13 protein-coding genes and 1 riboswitch are annotated in these 15,280 nt (G+C 27.2%); of the genes, 1 reads left to right on the top strand and 12 read right to left on the bottom strand.

Features of this window, described 5'->3' with window-relative positions:
• Positions 1-40 precede the first annotated feature (40 nt).
• From H8891_RS04355 to H8891_RS04315, 9 genes are all read right to left on the bottom strand, one after another.
• Positions 41-913, bottom strand: a complete 873-nt coding sequence (locus H8891_RS04355) for a DUF4300 family protein (protein ID WP_187005346.1) — start codon at positions 911-913, stop codon at positions 41-43.
• 295 nt (positions 914-1,208) lie between these two features.
• On the bottom strand, positions 1,209-2,234 hold the full coding sequence (locus tag H8891_RS04350) for a glycoside hydrolase family 5 protein (RefSeq protein ID WP_187005345.1): 1,026 nt from the start codon (positions 2,232-2,234) through the stop codon (positions 1,209-1,211).
• Positions 2,227-4,482: a glycosyltransferase family 2 protein gene (locus H8891_RS04345; protein WP_330604937.1), complete on the bottom strand. Its 2,256-nt coding sequence runs from the start codon at positions 4,480-4,482 to the stop codon at positions 2,227-2,229. Before H8891_RS04345 ends, H8891_RS04350 begins: the two co-directional genes overlap by 8 nt.
• Before the next feature lie 18 nt (positions 4,483-4,500).
• The gene (locus tag H8891_RS04340) at positions 4,501-6,087 is read right to left on the bottom strand and encodes a CotH kinase family protein (protein WP_187005344.1); all 1,587 of its coding nucleotides are present in this window, start codon (positions 6,085-6,087) and stop codon (positions 4,501-4,503) included.
• Complete coding sequence (locus H8891_RS04335) at positions 6,084-6,761, bottom strand: DUF4956 domain-containing protein (RefSeq protein WP_187005343.1); 678 nt, start codon at positions 6,759-6,761, stop codon at positions 6,084-6,086. Before H8891_RS04335 ends, H8891_RS04340 begins: the two co-directional genes overlap by 4 nt.
• Before the next feature lie 17 nt (positions 6,762-6,778).
• Complete coding sequence (locus H8891_RS04330; protein ID WP_187005342.1) at positions 6,779-7,468, bottom strand: VTC domain-containing protein; 690 nt, start codon at positions 7,466-7,468, stop codon at positions 6,779-6,781.
• Positions 7,469-7,803: 335 nt separating this feature from the next.
• Positions 7,804-9,195 (bottom strand): YfcC family protein, encoded by a 1,392-nt coding sequence (locus H8891_RS04325; RefSeq protein ID WP_187005341.1) that lies wholly within the window; start codon positions 9,193-9,195, stop codon positions 7,804-7,806.
• Positions 9,196-9,370: 175 nt separating this feature from the next.
• Positions 9,371-9,550: riboswitch (Lysine riboswitch) on the bottom strand.
• A 97-nt stretch (positions 9,551-9,647) separates the two neighbouring features.
• Complete coding sequence (locus H8891_RS04320; RefSeq protein WP_187005340.1) at positions 9,648-10,103, bottom strand: hypothetical protein; 456 nt, start codon at positions 10,101-10,103, stop codon at positions 9,648-9,650.
• 286 nt (positions 10,104-10,389) lie between these two features.
• Positions 10,390-10,944 carry a helix-turn-helix domain-containing protein gene (locus H8891_RS04315; protein WP_187005339.1) on the bottom strand — a complete coding sequence of 185 codons (555 nt, stop codon included), beginning with the start codon at positions 10,942-10,944 and terminating at the stop codon, positions 10,390-10,392.
• A 300-nt stretch (positions 10,945-11,244) separates the two neighbouring features.
• On the opposite strand from H8891_RS04315, the gene H8891_RS04310 reads away from it, so the two are divergent.
• Positions 11,245-12,606, top strand: a complete 1,362-nt coding sequence (locus tag H8891_RS04310; RefSeq protein ID WP_187005338.1) for a D-serine ammonia-lyase — start codon at positions 11,245-11,247, stop codon at positions 12,604-12,606.
• A gap of 116 nt (positions 12,607-12,722) precedes the next feature.
• Here the strand turns inward: H8891_RS04310 and H8891_RS04305 are convergent, their stop codons facing one another.
• From H8891_RS04305 to H8891_RS04295, 3 genes are all read right to left on the bottom strand, one after another.
• On the bottom strand, positions 12,723-13,349 hold the full coding sequence (locus H8891_RS04305; protein ID WP_187005337.1) for a DUF3786 domain-containing protein: 627 nt from the start codon (positions 13,347-13,349) through the stop codon (positions 12,723-12,725).
• A gap of 269 nt (positions 13,350-13,618) precedes the next feature.
• Complete coding sequence (locus tag H8891_RS04300; protein ID WP_187005336.1) at positions 13,619-14,623, bottom strand: sugar kinase; 1,005 nt, start codon at positions 14,621-14,623, stop codon at positions 13,619-13,621.
• Positions 14,624-14,627: 4 nt separating this feature from the next.
• Positions 14,628-15,272, bottom strand: coding sequence for a bifunctional 2-keto-4-hydroxyglutarate aldolase/2-keto-3-deoxy-6-phosphogluconate aldolase (locus tag H8891_RS04295; protein WP_187005335.1), 645 nt, complete (start codon positions 15,270-15,272; stop codon positions 14,628-14,630).
• Positions 15,273-15,280 lie beyond the last annotated feature (8 nt).

Raw genomic sequence — 15,280 nt, 5'->3', positions numbered from 1 at the left:
GGATAAATTACATAAATTAAGTTGAGACTTTTTATTTATTCTATTTAATTAACTCATTATTTTCCATTATTATTGGCTTTGATGAACCGTTACCAGATGTATCATTATCCAATCTATCCATTAAATATTTCTTTAATTCTGATTTATTTTTAAATTTTGAAACTTGGAATGGTAAAGCTGATGCATATTTTTCAATAAATAATAATCCATCTTTTGTTTGTAATAAAAGACCTGCATGTCCTACAAATACTTCATTATCTTCTGGTTCATGTAAAAATACATTTATCATTGATATATTTTTATTATCTACAAATGATATTTTTCTTTTTTGCCATTCTTTTTTTATAGCTTGTGCATGCTTATTTACATCTTGTGTATTTTCCACTTTTACAGCTGAATATAAGTTAATAAATTTATCTGTATCTTCTTTGCTAAATTTGCTTATAGGATTATTATTTATTGCATCTTTATCAAATACTAATCTAGTGGAATCACCTATAAATTTATCTTCTGATTTAATGTAATTTTTAAATATTGAAAATGCAGTTAATCTACAGTTAAAATCCATATAGTTCAATTTATTAGGGTCCCATTTTTCGTCTAAATACACTTCATCGTATGGAACTTGCTGAGTTTTTATACTTGTAAAACCTTGCTTAGATGTTTTTAGCTTATTTATATCTGATTTGTCATTATAATTTTTTACAAGTTTAATAAAATAATCTACTTCTTTTTTATCTATTTTATTTTCTATTAATATGTCTCTTATTTCATTTTGAGTTTTTTCATCTATTAAATTAGAATACGTAAGTTTCGTTGATTCTTTAGTATCCTTTGTTTCTGATTTAGTTTTTGTACAACCTGTCATAAGTAATATTGCAGATAGCATTACTGGAATTATGCGTTTTATCATATGTTTTATCCTCCGATGTAAAATTTTATTTTAAATTGATTCATTTTGTCGACTTTTGTAGTATAAAACATATAACAGTATACTTTCAACAGGTTTTTAGTTACAAATCTGTTATAAAAAATTTTACTTTTTTTAAAACTTTTTAGACATATACATAATTCCCTTTTATTTCTATATAATATAAAATTTACCTGTCATAAAATATTATTTTATCCTAAGATCTAAAGCAAAAAAGATATTGACTTTTTAGTCAATATCTTTTTCGTGAAGTTATTATCTTATTTAAAAACTTATTTTAATAATTAGAAAATGCATCTTTAACAAATTTTCCAACAGATGTTAATTCATCATCATTCCAATTGCTCAATTTATCAATATCATGTCTAATAAATGAATGTGTTTCGTCTTTGTTACTTAAAGACCAATTAATCCAACTAATATTATTCTGATTTAAAAATTCTAGAAATTCTCTTCCTTTTTTAAAATTTATTTCTCCACTATTTTTTTCTGGACTAAATCCCCATTCAGAAATAAATACTGGTATATTGTTTTTTAATGCATCACTTAATAAATATTTATAACCTCCATCACTTGTTCCCGTGTATAAATGATAAGTATACATTATATTTTTATAGTCTAAAGGATCATTTATAGCACTCTTTATATCTACACAATAATTAGGAGTTCCTACAAGGATTATAGCATTTGGTGAATTTTTTCTTATTATCGGTATTATAGTATTTGCATATTTTTTTATATCGTTCCATGAAGTTTTCCCATTTGGTTCATTAAATATTTCATATATCACCCTTGGTTCATCTTTATATCTAGTTGATATTTCATCAAAGAACTCTTTAGCTTCTTCTATATGTATGTTAGGATCATTATCTTTTAGTGTATGCCAATCTACTATGGCATACATATCTGCACCTAAAACATTTTCTATTCCTTGAAGTAAATTTTTCATTGATTCTTTTTTATTATAAACATATCCTTTATTTTGATCTGTATACATCGCCAATCTAATAGTATTAGCTCCATATTCAGATAATGTATTTAGACTTCTTGTATTTATATATTCTGGATACCACATAAGACCATGGCTACTCATTCCCTTTAATCTTACTATATCGCCTTTCTCATTTACAAGATTTGTTCTCTTTACTGATAATTGTCCATTTTTATCTGAGCTGTTTTTATTTACATCTAATTCACTATAATTTGGCTTTTGTAATAAAAATATATTTAACAATATACTTATTAATAATGTAATAAGTATAATTACATTAAATCTAGATTTTCTTATTTTTTTATCAAACATTAGCAAGTTCCTCTTTATTTTCTATAGCGCTATCCCAACTTAGTACCATCTCTCTAAAGCGTTCATCATTTGAAATATTTTTCCAGTCATCTATTTTGTATAAGGTATTGTCTTCTACTGTAGATTGATCACATTTTAAACACTTTAAAACTAAATCATCTCTCAATTCTATATTAATATTTTTATCATCTAACTTTCCTTTAAATAGTATATACTCGTAGTTAAAGTTAACTACTTCAACTATATTTCCAATTGTTGTGCTAACATTTACTTTTAATGGTATCCTTGGCAACTTTCTATTGGAAGCCCTATGTTTTTTACTTCTATTAATCATATTTAATTTGATTTCCTTAATAGTATTTGATTTCATCTTATTCGCCAAAGTATGCCCCCTATCATATACTATCTGATAATACTCATTTTTATCTTTTTGTGATACATGATTTAGTTTGATGCTATATTTCCATTTATCCATAAATTTATCCACATGAACTACTCTACCTTTTAAATTTGCTTTGTAATGTAAATATTTAATATTTATATCTATATCCTCATCATATGGTATATACTGTGGAGTATCTATTGTAAAGCTCATTCCATATTCTGAAATATCGGATGTAGTAGCTTTTAATAATCTTTCATTAAAACTTACATTTACATCTAGATTGGTATAATATCTTTCCTCACTTCTGTAATTTATACGACTGAGCATGAAAAATACAGCCATAATTAGAAAATACATATTCATAACTAACCAAAATATAATTACTAGATTACCTAAATGTTTGTATTTAATAAAATCTTCTACTGAGAATACTAAACCAAATACTGATGCAAATATTAAAATAATATGGGGTATTGAATATTTAAAAGCTACATTCTTTGATGATATTCTTTCTTTTGATGTTACATTGAATTTTCTAAGAGTAATACCTATAGTTTCAAGTAGTATTGGTATTACCAAGTATGGAAAAACTATAGTATCAACTATATTACTCCACTTTTGATTTCTTAAATTACTAGATAAATATTTTAAAGATATATTGTATAGTAAATATGATGGCAGCCAAATAAACATTAGCTCTTTTACACTACACTCTACTATAAGTAACCCAAATAAAGAATATAATATTGGAGATATTATATATATAAATCTCCTAAAAAATGTAGTCCAATATAAAAAACATGTGATATAACTTAACTTAGCTCTAATACCTAAACTTGAAAATAAAAATTTAAAACTTCTTATGGTTTGAACACATCCTCTTCCCCATCTTTGACGCTGTTTTATCAAACTCTTAAAATCAGTTGGTGATAATCCATGTGCTAATACTTCTGATATTGCAAAACATTTATATCCTTTACTTTGTATTTTTATACCTGTTGCAAAATCTTCTGTTATATTTTTTATCGCTATACCACCAACTTCTTCTAAAGCTTCTCTAGATATTAAAGTATTCGAACCTGCATATATAGGTGAATTCGTACGATTTCTACCTACATTTACTTCCTTGAAGAAGTAATCCTGTTCATTAGGAATGTTCTGTTCTGAATATAAATTATATTGGAATAAATCTGGATTATAAAAACTTTGAGGTGTTTGTATAAACCCGATTTTATAATTTTCATCTACTTTTTCCCTTCTTATCCATTTATTATCTTTATCCTTTTTCATAAGTGGTAAACTAAAATATGGAACAGTCTTCATTAAAAAATCACTTCGTGGTATCATATCTGCATCAAAGGTAGCTATAAGAGGCGATGTAGTTTTACTTAATGCGTTGTTTAGATTTCCTGCTTTTGCATGCTTATTTTCAGCTAACCCTATATATCCTATCCCCATTTTATCTGCAAGTTTTTTCATTTCTATTCTATTTGTATCATCACATATATAAATATGAACTTTACTTTTATCTGGATATTTCATATGTGTACAACCATTAACTGTTTTATATAATATTTCTGTTGACTCTGAATGAGTTGCTATTAATACGTCAACATCTGGGTAAAGTTCTATCGGTATTTCTGGCATTTCTGGTTCTTTATTTGAGCTTAAATTTTTATAATGTGAAAAAGCTTCTATTACCCCTACAGTTTCTGCTATTGCAAGTGATAATCCTGCTATTAAGGATATCATTCCGTGCTGTGTTGGAATGGTAAAAAACAATCTCCAGAATATGTATATAAATGCAGTTATACTAGATGCTACTAATAAAATTTTTCTCTTTATACTAGTACTCTTTTTCACAGCAATCCTCCTTATTTTTTAATCTCTTTGTACAAGGATTATAGATAATATAAATATACTTATGAATATTACTGATAGTATACTAATAGCTATTGTTTTTTTATCATCACCTAATATGAAATCTTTTGCTTTTTCTAATTCACTTTTATTTATCCCTTTTTCACTAAATTCACTAAATTGGTATAATGAATCTATATTTTCATCTAACCATTTTCCATGTTCCTTTATAACTAATTTAATTTTTTCAATTTCAGTATTATATTCGCCCTCATATTTCCATCTACGTTTATCTCTTTCGATACTAGGCCCTAAAAAGTTCACAGTATCATCTATATATTTTATTAAATTCGTCTCACTTAATATGTCTTTTCTTAAATATTTATATCTATCTATAACTTTTTTAGTGAAATTAGCATCCTTTAATAGTTGCCTAAACCAAGGTGCATCATGCATAGCTGTAGAATCAACTTTTAATGCATTTTCTAACTTTATATCATTATCTAAACACATATCAAAATCCCAAACTGGACCCATGCTAATTTTAGAACCATTTTCTTTATATATATAAGTTGAATGATATCCAGAGTCATAATTAGCAAAAAATTCATTTATTATAAAATAATCTATAAATGATTCCACATCTATATAATCTCTATACTTGTAAAACTTATCAATGTCATTAGAATAAATACATTCTTCAAACTTATTTATATCGTTAGTTATATATTCTATAGTTTTTTTTGTTATTTCATCCTTTTGTGGATATTTAACCTCTAAATATCCTACGGGAAGCTCATTTTTAGTTGAATAATTATCTAAAAATATAGCATCTTCTTCAAATCTATCTCTTCTTAGTAAATATGATGATTTTGTAAACTTATTATCATACTTAGAAATATTAACTCTATCTTCTCCTTGTTTTACATTTTCCATCATAAGGTATACACCTTCATAAGTATACTTATCATCATCCTTCATTACCACTTCACAGTACCTTACATCTGGAGTATATGGCATTATTTCTCCTGCAATATTTAAAGCCATATAATTTCTAAGTAGAGTTTTATCTATATAAGATATATTCAGTACCCATTCCCATTCTTCTCCCATGCCTAATATATCTTGCTTATTTTTGCTTCCATCTTTATTTATTGTTTTTATTAAATATTGTTTTTTAGGAAATCTAGTTGAGGTGTTACCTCTTTGCTTGATTAATATATCTGATTTATTAGTAGGCTTATCTTTAATATTATTTATGCTTCCCTCATTATCAATAATACTTATACTTCCATCAACGTATGGATCTATATCTACCGGTGTAAAGTACCTTTTTTCTGGATCCCAAGTAACACCAGACTTTGGGCTTTCACCATTAGTATCTATAACTACTAATGGCAAATGAGTACTAAAAGAATCACTTATAGTATAATCCTCTTTCATATCAAATTCTCTTGGCTGATTTTTTATATCTTTTTGTCTATGATTATGTACTCTTTTTTGAGAATTTTTTTCTATAAGTATAGATAGTGAAATACTTGATACTAGTAATCCTATTGCTACCAATATACTTAGATTTCTTTTACTAGCTAATATTTTTCTTATCATCTATTTATATCCTCATTTTGGCAAACTAAGTTAACGCTTTCTACTCCATCTAGTTCATATAGTTTTTTATTGATATGTCCTTTGTCTTTAGAAGAATTTATTATACGTTGTGAAAGTTCATATATATATTCAACTCTTTCACTTGTAGTATTTTTTACACGCATATTAGCTTCACCATTATAAAATACTAAGATAGCTTTTTCTATTTCTTCTTCAACTTTTGCCTTTGCATGTATTACAAGTAAATACCTATCATTTGACTTTATATGCCCAAATATAAGTAAGAATATAAATAATATTGCACTTCCTATACCTGCTATTGTATATTCAGATACTCCACAACAAATACCTACTACTATACACCAAAAGATATAAACTGAATCTCTTGGGTCTTTTATAGCTGTTCTAAAACGAACTATAGACAGTGCCCCCACCATACCTAGAGATAGAGCTATATTATTTCCAATTACATTCATAACCATAGTAGTTACTATAGTTAACATGGAAAGCGATACATTAAATCTTTGACTATATACTGCCTTTGAATGAGAATATCTATATGCCAAATATATTACTATAGACAATATTATTGATACTAAAAAATTAAGTAATACCTGTTCAATACTCATTGATGAATTACTTTCTTGAAAGTATTTTAAAATCATTTCTTTCATTTCTAGTTTTTTCCCCCTTATAAGTAGCTAATATATCTCGACATACAATATTTACTAGCTGATGTTTGAGATTTATTAGTATTATCTATTATGTCTTTTACATAACTTAATAAAAAATTGTTGTATTTTACTTCCAGTATTGTTTTACTAGTTACCTTATTTAGAGATAGTGAAGGATTAAATATATCCATATTTGACTCACTAGATTTCAAATCACTATCTATAGTTATCCTTGTATTGTTTTCTTTAACTATATAAGCTAATCTTTTATACTCTACTATACATTTTGGCCTATATAAATTAGTCTGCATTATAGTGTACAATTTATCTGCAAAACTATTGTTTAGTTCTTTTAATACTTCATAGTGTCCATCTAAAAGTCTTTGAGCCATGTTTTTTGGTATAGTTAATGAATGTTTATGCTGATATTCACCTTCTTTTTGTTTAAGTTCTAATTTTAGAAATTGCGCCCTTGGATCATATGTCCTAAGTCTTATTTTTCTTCTATATTCTAATCCATTTTCTTTGTCAAAATAGTCATTATTGTAAAATGTATCAAAATATAACGATCTAACCATATACCCATCATTGGTATTATGCGAATCTTGAATTAATGTTTTACATAAAATGCTTTTTAAGTTCATTGCAGTAAATGCATTTATTTCATATTTCTTTTCTACCCGAGTTACAACATTTTGATCTATCACTTTATCACCCTCTTTCCCTCAGATATTATATCAATAGTTATTGTCGTATATTGTAAAAATTTGCAGTGTATTCCGAAAATTTTAGTTATATAATTAATTGGGAATTTTGGCATATCTTTTCCATAATTAAGATATATTAAATCAAAAATAGTATTGACTATATAGCCAATACTATTTTCATGGTTTTAAATGGTGGAAATGAATCTCACTAAACCCATATTTACTACATATTATTTATTTTATGTTTATAGCAAAAAATTTGTTTGTAAGTTCATGATTTATTGCAACCCTTTGTTATTGACCTCCTAAAAGTTTATTCTGCTAAAAATGCTATATTAAAACCCTATATATAATCCTGTTGTTAAAAATACCATTGTAGTAATTACTAGAACTAAAATTAAAGGCATTATAAATCTAATCCACTTTGACCAAGGAATATTAGCTAGTGCTAGTGCTCCCATTAAAACTCCAGATGTAGGTGTTATTAAATTAGTTATACCTATGCCAAATTGATAAGCTGTAACTATCATTTGTCTAGATACATCTACTAAATCTCCAAGTGGTGCAAGAACAGGTATTGTAAGTGATGCAAGTCCTGATGCTGATGGTATTAAAAATGCTATTAAACCTTCTATTAAGAAAGTTAAATTTATAAATATAGCTTTTGGTAATCCATTTAATACATTTGCTGCAGAATTTAAGATTGTATCTATTATATATCCATTTTCTGCAATTATAACTATTCCACGTGCAAATGCTATACATAATCCTGCTGACATTAAATCTTTTGCTCCACTTGTAAACGAACTAACTATTTCATCTTGTTTAAGTCCTGCTGCTAATCCTGATATTACACCTATAGCTGTAAATACCATTGCAATCTCAGTGATGTACCAACCTAATTGTAAAACTCCATACACCATAATTCCCATACCTATTGTAAAAATTGCTATTACCATAGCTTCTCTTTTTGTAAACTCCTTTATATTTATATCACTACTATCTATTGCTTCTTGATTTAATGATATATTCTGAACTAAAGACTTTGTCGGATCCTTTTTAACTTTATTAGCATACATCATAACAAATGCTATACTTATAGACATGAATATTACAAACATAATAACTCTATACTCTATTCCAGAACCTGGTGCTATATTTGAAAGTGCTTGAGCTATTCCTACAGAGAAAGGATTAGTAGTAGCTGCTCCAAATCCAGCTGTTGCTCCTATAAAAACTGTTGCCACTGCTGTTAGTGAATCATATCCCATGCTAGTCATAAGTGGAATAAATATCATATAAAAAGGCAGTGTTTCTTCACTCATTCCAAACGTTGTCCCGCCTAATCCAAATAGTATCATTGATATAGGTATTATTAGGAATTGGAATTTTTTCATTTTGTTTACAGTATGAGCTATAACGGCTTCTATAGCTCCTGTTTTATTAACTATTCCAAAAGCTCCTCCAACTATTAAAACAAATCCAACTACTTCAGCTGCATCTATAAATCCATTTATAGGTGCTGTAAATACATCTGTAACCCCTTGTGGATTTGATTTTACTTTTTCATAAGTTCCAGCTACAACAACCATTCTTCCTTCTATGTCTTCTCTTTCAAAACTTCCACTTGGCACTATCCAAGTAAGAATTGCCATTACTACTATTAGTAAAAATATTATAGTAAGTGTATTTGGCATAGTAAACTTTCTTTTTCTTAAAATGTTCATTTTTAATCTCCCCCCATTTTTTTAAGTAAGACAATTAATTGTCTTTTTCCCTTTTTCTATCTTAGTTTATATAGATGTAAAAGTTTGCTTCACGCATATATTAAAAAAGCTCAACATGAGTACATGTTGAGCTGAATATGCCAAATACAACATACCTACATCTTCCCTATATCTTACTTAAGATAGCTCTCCATCAAAACTCGGGATAATTTTGATGACAGTACTGTACTTATTAAATACAGTCCCAGCACTAGCTTTGGACACTAGCACTTCGGCACTTACTCCTTTTATATTGAGTCATTGGATTCCGACCTCTTCAATATTACTCTTAGCAAATGCGACCTCTACCTCAATCTTTTTTTAGATGAGGTAATTTATATTAAGTTTTATTTATTATAAATTATTATAGCACAATTTCACAGTATTGTAAATATTTAGAATTTTTTATATTTTTAATAATTTTTCATATCAGTAATCATAATACTATATGCATTAGCATATACTGGATAAGATCTACCTTCTATTTTTTCAAATTTAACTTCTAATCTCTGATTTTGTTTTATATCTGATGCTTTAAGTACTTTATCTGAGTCTGATTTTTTGATTATCGTATTTTTATTTATTATAACGTCTGCTATGTCATATCTAGCTTCTGGTTTTAAGTTTAGTGTAGCAATTCCATCTTTAATGTTCTCATCTTTAACAGCTTCTACTCTTATTATTAAGTTATCTCCTTCATGTTTTATATTTGTTATTGTCCCCATAACATCTAGTTGTTCTGGTGTTATTTGTACAGGATGATTTTTAGAGTCTTGTTTATTATTTGATGAGTTATTGTCTGCAAATACTAAGGTTCCACTTATTGAAACTAATAACGCTGCTACTAGTATACTTATTTTATTTTTCATAATTTTACCTCCAATAAATATTTATGTTTTTTTCCTTTCATATATAAATACAATTTTAAAATATATATTGTTGCAAATGCTATTTAAATTTTTTATTTTATTCAATAAAGTAATACATAGTTAAATAAACTCATCTATAATCAATTTTAACGAAAAAAAAGGTAAGCAAATCAGCTTAGCCGAAAAAAACTTACCTTAAAAATCACAGCTATATTAATATAAAACTTTACCATCCTTAATAGTTATAACTCTATCTGCCATATTAGCTATATCATCATTTATTTTTCTAGAATGACGGAGGCGTTACTGCAAATATAACTTCACAATCTTCATTGGTATTATTCTCCCACTTATGATTTGAATGTGGCGGTATTTTTACACTATCTCCACAGTTTAATTCAATAACTGTGTTCATTAAATGTAAACTCACACAACCTTTCATAACATAAGCTACTTCTTCTCCCTTATGACTAAAAAGTTCCTTTGAAGATGACTCTCCTTTTGGTATCTTCATAAGCATAAACTCTATAGCTCCTTGAGAATTTGGAGTCAATAATTCATATGCAAAACTATCGTCCTCAGCAAACATTATTTTTTTACGACTATCTTTCCTAACTACTAAATCTTCAGTTGTATTATCATTTATGAAAAATTTAAATAGTGGTATATCTAAAGCACTTGAAATTTGTTTTAGTGTGTTTATAGATGGGTTTGATGTTCCCTTTTCTATTTGACTAAGTAAAGAAGGTGTTACACCTGTTAAGTTAGCTAATTCCTTTATAGTTAACTCTTTTTTCTTTCTATACTCAGTAATGTTTCTTGATATATCTACTTCATTCATACATTAATTACCTCATTCATTTATTTAAAATTATTATTACATAATTATATCAATATAACTTATTCTTAGCAATTTAATTAAATTATATTTAATTTTTATAAAAATAATTAAATTCTATTGACATAAATAATAAAAAAATGTTAGTATCAATTAAGTGTTATTTAATTATTTTAAATTTAATTAAGTATTTATTAATAAAATTAACAAATAAAGTTAATATAAACTTCAACTTTTAAATTAAATGTATATAAATATTTATATTTAAGAGTTGAAAATAAGAATATAAGGATGGTTATGATTATGTCTAATGAAAAAGTTTTAAACAAAGAAATATCAACTTGGATCGAAGAATATCCTTTATTACAAGAAATAATAGATTTAAAAGAATCTATATGGATAAATCCACTTCATACTTCTTTTGATAAGGGTATGGAAAATGTTTCTCTTTCTGAATCTGATGTACTAGATGCACAGGAAAGATTAAATAGATTTGCTCCATATATAGCTCAAGTATTCCCTGAAACTCAATCAGAAAACGGAATAATAGAGTCTCCAATAGCTAAAATAGATAACATGAAAGCTAAGTTAGAAGAAATATGTGGTGAAGAACTTGCTGGAAACTTATTATTAAAGTGTGACAGTCACCTTAAAGTATCTGGATCTATAAAAGCTAGAGGTGGAATATACGAAGTATTAAAGCATGCGGAAGATTTAGCTTTAGCAAACAACATAATATCATTAGAAGATAACTATGTTAAATTAGATAGCGATGAAGTTAGAGATTTCTTCTCTCAATATTCTGTAGTAGTTGGTTCTACAGGAAACTTAGGTCTAAGTATAGGTATAATGAGTGCTAAACTAGGTTTTAAAGTTACAGTTCATATGTCTGCAGATGCTAGACAATGGAAAAAGGACTTATTAAGAAGCAGAGGTGTTGAAGTTATAGAATATGAATCTGACTACAGTAAAGCTGTTGAAGAAGGTAGAAACCAAGCTGATGCAGATCCTAATAGCTACTTCGTAGATGATGAAAACTCTAAAAACTTATTCTTAGGATATTCTGTTGCTGCTAAAAGATTAGATAAGCAATTAAAAGATATGAACGTAAAAGTAGATTCTGATCATCCATTATTTGTATACTTACCATGTGGTGTTGGTGGAGGTCCTGGTGGAGTTGCTTTCGGACTTAAACTTTTATACAAGGATAATGTACACTTCTTCTTTGCTGAGCCAACACATTCTCCATGTATGATGATAGGATGTATGACTGGTGAGCATGATAATGTATCTGTTCAAGACTTTGGAATAGATAATATAACTGCTGCTGATGGATTAGCAGTTGGTAGAGCTTCTGGATTTGTTGGTAAGACATTAGAAAAATTAATGAGTGGATGCTACTCTGTTACTGATGAAAATATGTACAGATTATTAACTAAGATGGCTGATAGCGAAAACATATTCTTAGAACCATCTGCTCTTGCTGGTGTTCCAGGTATGGTAAATGTACTTACTTCAAAAGAAGGTAAGAAATATTTAAAAGATAATAATCTTGAAGATAAGCTAGAAAACATAACTCATATAGCTTGGGCAACTGGAGGAAGCATGGTTCCTAAAGATATGATGGATGAATACTATAACAAAGGTGTTTCATTACTTAAGTAATAGATAAAAGGTATTATCGAAATTTTGATAATACCTTTTTTAGGTGGCTTTTTATTAGGTATACCTATTATAGAATTAAACATTAATTTTTCACCTATTTAATAGTAATGTTTTATTTAATTTACTATTAATTCTTCAATTCTGTCAAATAGATGCAAAACTGCATAAAATGTAGTTTCATAATGCATATAATCTAAGATATTTTCATCCCATAAAATTTTAAATTCCGCTGGGAAATCACAATCTTTTTCATAAAAAATAACCATTAATGGTAAATTTTCAAAGAGATCAATTATATAACCCATATCACCCTTTTTAACTTCTTTTGCACCTAACTTTTCACAGGCTTTTTTTAAATCATTTATTCTACCTGAAAATTTATTAGCATATGGCAAAAATAAATCATTGTGATTGGTAATACTACCCGTTTGAACTGTTCCCTTTAAGCTAGTAACATTCGTCCAATTACCTGATAATTGTAAATTATCTTTTGAATAACTAAGTAAATCTAAAATAGTCATAACTTCATTATGTTTTGCTCCAATGTAGTTTACTTCATCATAGGTTTTTTCAATATTTCCCGTAGTTTTATTTAGTCTATATTTTTGCTTTAAAAAATAAATATATAAATAATTCTCATCATATTCTAAGTCAAACTTTTTTGCAATTTTTATATGATCCCACTTTATAAATTCTAACTTACTTTTTTCTGCTTGAATCTCGTAATTTGATTTTATTTCCATTATATTTCTTCCCTCCTTATTTTTATACTTATAAAATTATGATTGCTATACTATTTAACTTTCATTTATATATCAAAAAAATCCTCCTATAAAAATAACTCTTATAACTTTTTTGTTATCTACTAAAAAAATTAGATTAAATATAAAAAAAGAGATATTAGACTAATTATCCAATATCTCTTTTTTATTTAACATTTATCAATACCCTTATATTTCATATTTTTCAGTTTTAAATTGATTAGAATCAGATTCATTCAATCTTTTAATAATTATCTAGCTATTTTTCCAGCTCCATTTTTCATTAAGTTTTCTACATCATCTATATTAACTAAGTTTGCATCTCCATATATACTATGTTTTAAAACTGATGCTGCTGTTGCAAACTCTACTAGGTACTCAGCTTCTTTATTATTTAATATAGAATATATTACTCCAGCAGTTAAGGCATCCCCTCCACCTACTCTATCTACTATATCGTCTATAATATATTCTTTAGATGTATAAAGCTTACCTTCAGTATAGTAATTACATTGTAAAGTATTTACTGATACTGACTGTATAGTTCTTATTGATGAAAACATATGATTTATATTTGGATAAGTTTCATTTATTTCATTATAATAATGACTTAACTTTTCATACTTATCTTCATGTTCACAATTCATTTTTAATATATTTTCAGCATCTAATATTCCTGCTGATAGTATATTTACGAAAGGCAATATATCTAATGTAGCTTGTCTTGCTTCTTCTATAGTCCAAAGCTTTGCTCTATAATTGGAGTCATAACTTACTAATATATTGTTCTTTTTACAATGCTTTAGTATATTCATAGTTAATTCCCTTAGTTCTTTAGATAAAGCTAAAGTTATTCCTGAAAAATGAAACAAATCTACATCTTCTAAAGCTTTTTCTATATCTAAATCAGTAACTTTCATATTACTAAATGCTGAGTTTGCTCTATCATAAATTACTTTTGATGCTCTATTTCCACTTCCTGATTCTAAAAAGTATATTCCCGTTCTTTCTTCACTTTTTTGAACTTGGTTAGTATTTACTCTATGGCTATTTAAGTAACTTATGATTCCTTCTCCAATGTCATTATTAGAAACTTTGGTTATCATTTTTGTATCTATCCCAAACTTTGATAAAGATATTAAAACATTTGCTTCTCCTCCACCATAATTTGCATTATAGTTGTTTGTATTAGATACAATAAAACCTTTATTAGTTGCTAGTCTAAGCATTATTTCTCCAAATCCAGCTACTCTCATTTTATTATCCTCTTACTTTGTTTATTTTTTCTATATACTTTTTGCATATTGATGTTATCTCATCAAATTTACCTTCTTCTCCGATAGAATTTAACTCTCCACCTATTCCTACTAAATCAGCTCCAGCATTTATCCATGTATCTAAGTTGTCTATGTTAACCCCTCCAGTTACCATTACATTTGCATATGGAAGAGGTCCTTTTATAGCTTTTATATAGCTTGGTCCAAATGCACTTCCTGGGAATAATTTTATAACATCAACTCCACTTTCATGTGCTGAAACTATTTCATTTATAGTCATAACTCCTGGTATATAAGCTACTTTATATCTATTACATAAAGCAGCAGTTTCTAAATTAAATGATGGTGATACTATATATTCAGCTCCTTGTAATATAGCAAGTCTTGCAGTTTCAGGATCTAGTACTGTTCCTGCTCCTATTACTACATCATCTTGAGTTTTAAATTCTTCACTTAATTCACGTATTATTTCATTTGCAAATTTATTAGTATAAGTTACTTCTATTGCTTTTACATTTCCTTTTATACAAGCTTTTGCAATGTTTATTCCTGTTTCTTTTGTATTTCCACGAACAACAGCAACTACTCCACACGCTTGTAGTGCTTTTAAAACCTTCATCTTCTTCATAATAAATT

Source organism: Paeniclostridium hominis (assembly GCF_014306135.1).
Classification (GTDB): Bacteria; Bacillota; Clostridia; order Peptostreptococcales; family Peptostreptococcaceae; genus Paraclostridium; species Paraclostridium hominis.
This window is presented reverse-complemented; position numbering and strand designations above follow the sequence as displayed.